Below are 6,488 nucleotides of genomic sequence, written 5' to 3'. Positions count from 1 at the left end.
CGGCGAGGAGATACTCACGCTGGCCGCCCGGCTCGCACCGGGCACCCCGGTCGTGGGGGGGGGGGGGGGGGCCGTCCCCCCCCCCCCCCCCCCCCCCTTCGGCCTGCTTCAGCCTGCTCCTACCCGGGGGCCCTCAGGCGGTGCCTGCCGCTTTTCCGGCCGGTACGGCCTCCGGCTCGGCCGGGGGTTCGGCAGGACGCGGCTCCACGGGTTCCGCCGCCGCTCCGGTCTCCTCGGTCACCAGCTTCCGCGGCCCCGACAGCACGTACGTCAGCCCGAAGCCCATCGCCACGACCAGGGCCCCGCCGGCCGCGTCGAGCACCCAGTGGTTGGCGGTGGCCACGATCGCGGCGATCGTGAAGAGCGGGTGCAGCAGGCCGAGCGCCTTCATCCACAGCTTCGGGGCCAGCATCACGATGACCACACCGCACCACAGCGACCAGCCGAAGTGCAGCGACGGCATCGCCGCGTACTGGTTGGTGACGGTGGTCAGCGTCCCGTAGTCGGGCTTCGCGAAGTCCTGCACCCCGTGGACGGTGTCGATGAAGCCGAGGCCGGGCATGAGCCGGGGCGGGGCCAGGGGGTAGAGCCAGAAGCCGACGAGCGCGAGGAGCGTGGCGAAGCCGATGGAGGAGCGGACCCAGCGGTAGTCGGCGGGGCGGCGGACGTACAGCACGCCGAGGATCGCCAGCGGGACGATGAAGTGGAACGTGGAGTAGTAGTAGTCGAAGAACTCCCGCAGCCAATCGATCTTGACGACCGCGTGGTTGACCCAGTGCTCGATGTCGATGTGCAGCCACTGCTCGATGGCGTGGATCTGCCGGCCGTGCTCCTCGGCGAGCGGGCGGCCCGCCCGGGCGGCGAGGCGGACCTGGGCATAGGCGTCGTAGACGACCCGGATGAGCAGGAGTTCCAGCAGCAGGTTGGGGCGGGTGAAGACCCGGCGCCAGAACGGCAGGAGCGGCACGCGTCTCCAGCGCGCCGCGACCGGTTTCGCGTAGTCGGTGGGGACCGGGTGCTGCCAGTACGGCGAGGTGCGGGGCAGGAACGGGGCGAGGCAGGCAGCGCCGAGCGCCGTGAGGAGCAGGATGTTGTCGCGTACGGGGAAGAGCGGCTCGATGTTCGGCAGCAGCATCGTGCCCGGCAGGGTGACGGCCAGCACCACCACGGACGGCCAGACCAACCGGTCGGAGGCCCGCTTGCCGACCTTGCCGACGACCGCGAGGAGCACCCAGAGCAGTTGGTGCTGCCAGGCGGTCGGTGAGACGGCGACCACGACGCAGCCGGTCACGGCCACCGCGAGGAGCAGCTGTCCGTCCTGGGCGTACCGCACCGCGCGCCGCAGCCCGAAGAACACGACAGCGGCGGCGAGCACCAGGAACAGGGCGATCTCCAGGGGGCCTTCGAGGCCGAGGCGGAGCAGCGCCCCGTGCAGGGACTGGTTGGCGAGGCTGTCCGGCCGCTCCCCCAGCCCGGCGCCCGCGAGGTGGTGCACCCAGTACGTCCACGAGTCCTTCGGCCCGGCGGCCCAGGCGATCGCCGTGGCGAGGGCGAACGTCGCGCCCGCGCTCACAGACGCCTGCCGCCTGCCGGTCAGCCAGAGCAGGGCGGCGAAGAGCAGCAGCACCGGCTGGAAGGCGGCGGCGATGCCGACGAGGACGCCCGCCGCCCGGTGGTCCCGGACGACGAACCAGGCCAACAGCACCAGCAGGACGGGCAGGATGCTGGTCTGGCCCAGGTGGAGGGCGTTGCGGACCGGCAGCGACAGCATGACCAGGCTGATCGCGACGGGGGCCGCGAGCAGGGCCGTCCGGCGGCCCACCGGCCCGGGCAGCGCCTTGGCCGCGACGAGGCCGAGGGCGACGACGAGCAGCAGGGAGCCGAACGTCCACGCGACGCCGAGGGTCTGCTGAGCCGTGGCGGTGAGCGGTTTCAGGACGAGTCCCGCGAAGGGCGTCCCGGTGAACCGGCCACTGCCGTACAGCGAGCCCGTCAGGTGCAGGACGCCGTTCTCCCCGATCCAGGTCTCCAGATCGAGGAGCCGTTCCTCCGGTGGCTGCCGGAGCACCACCGCCACCTGCCGTACCGCCAGCACGGCCACGACGATCCAGAGCAGGACTCTGGTCAGCCCGGCCCCCGCTTTCGTGTCCGCCACCGCGTCACCGCGCACACTGTGATCCGCATTCACCACGCTGCGCCGACCCTCCCACCGTTCCATGCACCGCCCCTTCGAGTGGGGGCCATGCCGGATGAAGCCTCGCATTGCCCTACGAGGTAGACACAATCAACCCCCTCTTTGCCTGACTGTCATCCTGCTTCCGGCCGGAAGAAGTCGTCCGTGGGGATGACGGGGGCGCCGGAAGGCCTCGGGCGGGCGCGGGAATGCCTCAGGCGTGCGGGCCGGCAGGGATGTCCGCCTGCCAGGCGGTGAACAGGGGTACGTCGTCGGTTCCGGCCAGTACGACGACGCCGAAGGGGCGGTCGTAGGCGATGTGCTGCACCTTCTGCTGGAGGGGTGCTGCGCCCGCCGGGGCCATGGCGACCACCGTCACGGCCGCGGCCTCCACACCCTCCTCGGCGATCTTCAGCACGGCTTCCTGGATCACGTCGGAGACGAGGAGGCGTTCGGGCGAGAGGCCGGAGAAGTCGGCGTCGTCCGAGGTGGCCAGCCGTATGCCGAGGGCGGGCAGCTGCTCGGTGACGGCCACCCGGGTCCGCAGGGCGAGCCGGGGCAGCCCGACGGTCACGCGGTCGGCGTCCAGCGGAGTGCCCGCGGTCCGGGGCGCCCAGCCCACGGGCAGCACACGTTCCGGGCCGGCCCCCGGCTCGCCCAGGACGAGACGGACCCGGGCCCCGGGGGCGCCGCCGGGCTCCCGCGCACAGCGCAGCTCGACGACGTGCGCCCCGCCAGCTGCCCAGGCGTCGGCCAACGGCACATCCTTGGACATCGTCGGTACCGGGCGGGCCGTGCCCGCCGCGTCGGTGAACGGCAGGTCCCGGGTGCGCCAGCCCTCGAACGGATCCTCCCAGCGGGCCTTCAGCGCCAGGACGTTGACCAGGGCCAGCAGGGTGTCGTCGGTGATCTCCAGCGGCAGCCGCTCGATCAGCCCGCCGGTGGCCTCGCGCACCCAGGCGTCGACGGCCGCCGGGTCCATCGGGTCGAAGCGGACGTCCGGCAGCGCCTCCCGGTACGCGCGCAGCACGGGCACCCGGCTCCAGACCCGGGTGGCCACGCCCAGCGCCCCGGTCGTCGCCAGCTCGCGGGCCACTGCCGTGGCGGCCGGGGCGGCCTCCTGGCCCGCGGTGCCGAGGAGGGCCCGCAGCTCCTCGGCAGTATCGCCGCGGGCGCCGGCGGCGACGGCGGTCAGGGCGAGCCAGAGCCCGGCGGGCGAGCACACGAAGCCGGCGTCCGCCTCCGTACGGCCCCGGTCCGCCGCTGCGGCGGCCATGCCGTCCCGTATCCAGCGTTCGGCGAGAAGCTGGATCGCCCGGGTGGTCGTGGTGGTGGTCTCGGCGTCGGTCGCGGACACGTCGGTCACTGCTGCCCCCTGCACAGGTAATTGCGTCGTCGTCAGGCCGTACGGCAGCAAGAATGCCCCACATGACCTGGACGGTGGCCGCCGAACGATTCGACTCCCCCGCCGCGAGCGCACTGCGCCGTGACTACTACGACGAGGTCGCCAGCCGTTACTGGCAGCGGCCCGCGACCGCCGAGGAGATCACGGCCGGGCTCGACGGCGACGGGGCCGACCTGCTCGTACCGCCGACCGGCCAGTTCGTCGTCGGCCGGTACGGGAGCAAGGCCGCGAGCTGTGCCGGGCTGGTGCTGACGGAGGCCGCCGGGCCGGGTACGGCGGAGCTGACGCGGGTGTACGTGCGCCCGGCGTTCCGGGGCACGGGCGGCGGCGGGCTGCTGCTGGCCGCGGTGGAGGAGGCGGCGAGAGCGTACGGCGTACGGCTGCTGCGGCTGGACACCCGCAACGACCTGGTCGAGGCGCGCGGGCTGTACGCCAAGCACGGGTACCGGGAGGTGCCGGCGTTCCACCGCCGCAACCCGTACGCGGAGCACTGGTTCGCCAAGGAGCTGTGACCCGGCCCCGGCGCGCGGGAACCGTACGGGCTCAGGCCGGCGGGTGCGGGTGGCCGTGGTCGTCCGGGTCGTCGAGGGCCCTGCTGTGGGCCTCGCGCTCGTCGCGGCGCAGGTGGGCCTCGTGGTCGCGGGGTGGCGTCGGGGAGTGGGGCCGCTCCCTGGTCGAGCCGCTGACCTCGGCGGTCAGTTCATGGACGAGTTGGACCAGGTCGGTGGGGCGCTCGGGACCCCACCAGTCTCCGAGGAGTTCGGCGAGGGAGTCCTCGCGGGCCTGGGAGAGCCGGACGACGGCCTCGGCCCCGCTGTCGGTGAGGATCATCTGCAGGCCCTCCCGGCGGGCCAGTCCGCGTTCCTCGACCTGCCGGGCCGCGTCGGTGATCACGTGCAGCGGTACGGGAGCGGTCTCGGCGAGCCGGGCGGGTTCGACGGTGCCGTGCCGCTTGATCCGCAGGAGCAGCCAGCTGGCCGCGGGCAGCAGGTCGTACCCCGCCCGCGCGGTGATCTTCTCGTAGATCTCGCGGCGCCCCTCCCGGGTGGCGAGCACCGACAGGGCGCGGGCGCACTCGTCGTACGAGGAGCGCTCGACGGGGTTGGAGGCGAGGGTCTGGCTGGTGTCCGGGGCGGTCACCGAGCCCCGGAGCTTGTCCTCGCGGAGGAACCAGGCGAGGACGAAGGCCAGGAGGACGACCGGGGCGGCGTACAGGAAGACGTCCGTGATGGAGGTGGAGTACGCGCTGAGCACCGAGGGCCGCAGGTCGGCGGGGAGCTGCCCGATGGCCCGGGGGTCGGCGGCCAGGCTCCCCGCGTCGATGCCCGGGGGCAGCGGCTGCCCGGCGAGCGCGTCCGTCAGCTGGCCCGTCAGCCGGTTGGTGAAGATGGTCCCGAAGACGGCCACGCCGAACGCCGCGCCGATGGACCGGAAGAACGTCGCGCCGGAGGTGGCGACCCCGAGGTCCTGGTAGGAGACGGAGTTCTGGGCGACCAGGACGAGGACCTGCATCACCAGGCCGAGCCCGGCGCCGAAGACGAAGAAGTAGACGCTCATCAGCCAGGTGGAGCTGGACTCGTCGAGGCGGTGGAGCAGCAGGAGACCGACGGTGGTGAGGGCCGTGCCGAGGACCGGGAAGACCTTCCAGCGGCCGGTCCGGCTGACGATCTGGCCGGAGGCGGTGGAGGTGATCAGCAGACCGAACACCATCGGCAGCATGTGCACGCCGGACATCGTCGGGGTGATGTCGTGGACCACCTGGAGGAACGTCGGCAGGTAGGTCATCGCGCCGAACATGGCGAAGCCGATGACGAAGCTGATCACGGCGACGAGGGTGAAGGTGCGGATCCGGAACAGCTTCAGCGGCAGCACGGGCTCGACCGCGCGCCGCTCGGCGGCGATGAACGCCACGAGCAGGACGACGGCGAGCACCGCGAGCCCGATGATCTGCGGGGAGGTCCAGGCCCAGGTCGTACCGCCGAGGGAGGCGATGAGCACCAGGCTGGTCGCGACGGCCGCGATGAGGAAGGTGCCGAGGTAGTCGATGGTGTGCTTCTCCCGGCGGACCGGGATGTGCAGGACGGCCGCGATGACGCCCAGCGCGACGACGCCGATCGGCAGGTTGATGTAGAAGACCCAGCGCCAGCTGAGGTGTTCGGTGAAGAAGCCGCCGAGGAGCGGTCCGAGGACGCTCGTCACCCCGAAGACCGCGCCGAAGAGCCCTTGGTACTTGCCGCGTTCGCGCGGGGTGACGAGGTCGCCGACGATCGCCATCGACAGCACCATGAGCCCACCGCCGCCGAGCCCCTGGAGAGCCCGGAATCCGATCAGCTGGGGCATGTTCTGGGCGACTCCGCAGAGCGCGGAGCCGATCAGGAAGATCACGATCGCGGTCTGGAAGAGCTTCTTGCGGCCGTACTGGTCGCCGAGCTTGCCCCACAGCGGGGTCGCCGCGGTGGCCGCCAGCAGATAGGCGGTCACCACCCAGGAGAGGTGGTCGAGCCCGCCGAGCTCGCTGACGATGGTCGGAAGGGCCGTGGAGACGATGGTCTGGTCGAGTGCCGCGAGCAGCATGCCGAGGAGCAGCGCTCCGATCGCCACCAGGACACTCCGGTGGGACTGTCCCTCACCCGGGGCCGGGGGCGCGGGCTGCGGGCTCAGCTGCTGGGACATGGGCGTCTCCTCTGCCGGGCCATGGCGTCTCCTCGATCCGCTGCGTCCGCTGATCCACTACACCCCCATCCTGGACGTTTCGCCCCGTTATGGCCTGCCGAAGGCGGGCTGAGCCCGCTGCGGGCCGTTGGGCTTCCCCGGGGCGGGCTGCATAATCGCAGGCAGTTTCAAGGGGAGGGGACCACGATGACCGGACACGCATGCCCGGAGTGCGGAAGACGGACGGCCGGGGAGCCC

4 protein-coding genes are annotated in these 6,488 nt (G+C 72.4%); 1 reads left to right on the top strand and 3 read right to left on the bottom strand.

What is annotated here, in order from left to right; translation table 11 throughout:
* Positions 1 to 133 precede the first annotated feature (133 nt).
* Positions 134 to 2,218, bottom strand: coding sequence for a bifunctional glycosyltransferase 87/phosphatase PAP2 family protein (locus JS521_RS04825; RefSeq protein WP_205081465.1), 2,085 nt, complete (start codon positions 2,216 to 2,218; stop codon positions 134 to 136).
* Between the two features lie 169 nt (positions 2,219 to 2,387).
* A complete protein-coding gene (locus tag JS521_RS04820; RefSeq protein ID WP_205081464.1) occupies positions 2,388 to 3,539 on the bottom strand; it encodes a serpin family protein in 1,152 nt (383 codons plus the stop codon).
* A 62-nt stretch (positions 3,540 to 3,601) separates the two neighbouring features.
* Between JS521_RS04820 and JS521_RS04815 the strand changes: the two genes are divergently transcribed.
* Entirely contained in the window at positions 3,602 to 4,090 is a 489-nt protein-coding gene (locus JS521_RS04815) for a GNAT family N-acetyltransferase (protein ID WP_205081463.1), read from the top strand.
* A 31-nt stretch (positions 4,091 to 4,121) separates the two neighbouring features.
* Here the strand turns inward: JS521_RS04815 and JS521_RS04810 are convergent, their stop codons facing one another.
* Positions 4,122 to 6,251 carry an MDR family MFS transporter gene (locus JS521_RS04810; RefSeq protein WP_205081462.1) on the bottom strand — a complete coding sequence of 710 codons (2,130 nt, stop codon included), beginning with the start codon at positions 6,249 to 6,251 and terminating at the stop codon, positions 4,122 to 4,124.
* Positions 6,252 to 6,488: the final 237 nt, after the last annotated feature.

Source organism: Streptomyces durocortorensis, from assembly GCF_016901035.1.
GTDB classification, from domain to species: Bacteria; Actinomycetota; Actinomycetes; order Streptomycetales; family Streptomycetaceae; genus Streptomyces; species Streptomyces durocortorensis.
The sequence above is the reverse complement of the archived record's forward strand: the minus strand, read 5'-3'. Positions and strand labels throughout refer to the sequence as shown.